Source organism: Chamaesiphon sp. VAR_48_metabat_403 (assembly GCF_031422475.1).
Classification (GTDB): Bacteria; Cyanobacteriota; Cyanobacteriia; order Cyanobacteriales; family Chamaesiphonaceae; genus Chamaesiphon.
The window spans coordinates 1-2,244 of sequence record NZ_JANPLS010000364.1 but is presented as its reverse complement, the minus strand read 5'-3'; the positions used below and the strand labels follow the sequence as shown (position 1 = coordinate 2,244).

General features: G+C 46.7%; 2 protein-coding genes and 1 pseudogene. All 3 read left to right on the top strand.

All coding sequences use genetic code 11. The features are described from left to right. Positions 1 to 295: pseudogene (locus tag RMO79_RS17660) on the top strand (dihydrobiliverdin:ferredoxin oxidoreductase); the annotation flags it as partial. Between the two features lie 317 nt (positions 296 to 612). After that, positions 613 to 1,356, top strand: coding sequence for a phycoerythrobilin:ferredoxin oxidoreductase (locus tag RMO79_RS17655; protein ID WP_310484558.1), 744 nt, complete (start codon positions 613 to 615; stop codon positions 1,354 to 1,356). A gap of 367 nt (positions 1,357 to 1,723) precedes the next feature. Beyond that, positions 1,724 to 2,242, top strand: a complete 519-nt coding sequence (locus RMO79_RS17650; protein WP_310484557.1) for a phycocyanin subunit beta — start codon at positions 1,724 to 1,726, stop codon at positions 2,240 to 2,242. Positions 2,243 to 2,244 lie beyond the last annotated feature (2 nt).

Here is a 2,244-nt window from a genome sequence, read left to right as displayed (position 1 = left end):
GTATTTACTATTTGCCAAAACAGATGTCGAAACGGTTTCGACGCGACTGCTGGCAGCATTTAAAGATTATCTAGATTTATACTGGCAAATGCTCGATCGCGCCGAACCACTCACAGACCCCTCAGATATTCAACGCATCGTCAAAGCGCAACAAGACTACGATCGCTACAGTGCGGAACGCGACCCCGCTTCAGGACTATTTAGCAGCTACTTTGGGCACGAATGGTCGGAACGCTTCTTGCATGAATTTTTATTTGAAGACTCAGTACCTTTAGCTGTAAGCGGGAAAATTTAGACTCACTTCGATTGAGATCTGTTTACCCCCCCCAACCCCCCGAAGATGCGGGGGGCTTTTACGCCCTCCCCTTTCTAAGCTACGGTGTATACACAAGTCGGATAGACTTCGTTTTGAGATCTAAATCCCCCAAACCCCCTTAAAAAGCTTGCTCAGATCCGGATCTTAGTCCCCCTTGAAAAGGGGGATTTAGGGGGATTCCCACCAATTTCGCTGCGATCGAGAGATGTGTATACAGGGTAGCTTTCTAAGGGGAGGGTTGGGGTGGGGTAAAAGCCTACGCATCAAATCAAGTAAACGCCCCTATCTCCTAAAAAATGACACTCTACCAACCCTTCCTGGACTACGGCATCGAATATCTCAAATCGCGGCTAGATGTTAGCGATTATCCCATCCCAGCAGGATTCGATCGTCAAAGTGCGATGACGGGTAAAGGTGAAAAACAGGTAGAAGTGCTAACTACCAGTCATGGATTGCAATCGGCTAAACTGCGGCAAATTCGCGCCGCACACGTCCAAGGCGGCGGATCTTTGCAAGTACTCAATTTTGTGATTTTCCCCCACTTAAACTACGATTTACCCTTCTTTGGGGCAGATTTAGTCACTCTACCAGGCGGACATCTGATCGCGATCGATATGCAGCCGTTATTTTCAGGCGAACCAGCGTATCAGGAGCGTTATAGCACGCCGATTTTACCAATGTTCCACGAATATCAGGCTCATCTACCGTGGGGTGGTGATTTTCCTGAAGAAGCACGCGCATTTTTCTCGCCAGCATTCCTGTGGACGCGTCCGCAAGAAACTGAAGCGGTAGAAACTCATGTATTTGGAGCCTTTAAAGATTATCTTAAAGCCTACCTAGATTTTGTCGATCGAGCCGAACTAATTACCGATCCGCAACGGCTCGAAGAGATTAAGCAAGCGCAACTGAGCTATGTGCGCTATCGATCGGAAAAAGACCCCGCACGCGGCATGTTAAAACGGTTTTATGGTGAAGAGTGGACGGAAGAGTATATCCACGGCTTTTTGTTTGACTTAGAACGAAATATGCCATCTTCGTAGCCGCGTTGTTTTACCTTTTCCCCTTCTCACCCGCGATATTTGCTCGATCCGAGCCTAAAGTGGTGTAACTATGGTGCCGCTCTGCCAACGTACAAGCGTTGTGGTAAAAGACGATCGCCGAATATTAACGTTTGTGACAAAGATGCTGCGAAACGAAAAACAGTTCGCGGAACATTGTATAAACTTAAATTAATAGTTAGGATTAATTATTAGAGAACAGCTCGGTATTAACTGGCGTAGACTCGTAACTCTCTCATATAAATACGAGAGTTTTCCTGAATTTATTAAGTTGTGTTAAGCGATCGCGCACTTCCAACCTAAAAATTTGGGCACCAAAAACTATTAAACGCATACAGGATTAAATAATATGTTAGACGGATTCTCCAAGGTTGTCGCCCAAGCAGATGCACAAGGTCAATACCTCAGCACTGGTCAATTAGACGCATTAGCCGCAATGGTAGCCGACGGCAACAAACGGATGGATACAGTCAACCGGATTACATCCAACTCTTCGACAATTGTTGCTAACGCAGCCAGAAGTCTATTCGCCGACCAACCCAACCTAATTGCTCCTGGTGGTAACGCATACACCAGCCGCCGGATGGCAGCTTGTTTGCGCGATATGGAAATCATTTTACGCTACGTTACTTACGCAATCTTCGCAGGTGACGCATCGGTACTCGACGATCGTTGTTTGAATGGTTTACGCGAAACTTACTTAGCACTAGGTACTCCTGGTTCTTCAGTTGCAGCAGGCGTTCAAAAAATGAAAGCAGCAGCAGTCGAAATCGCTGGCAACCAAACTGGCATCACCAATGGTGATTGTAGCGCGTTGATGTCTGAAGTAGCTGGTTACTTCGATCGCGCAGCAGCAGCAGTAGCTTAGTT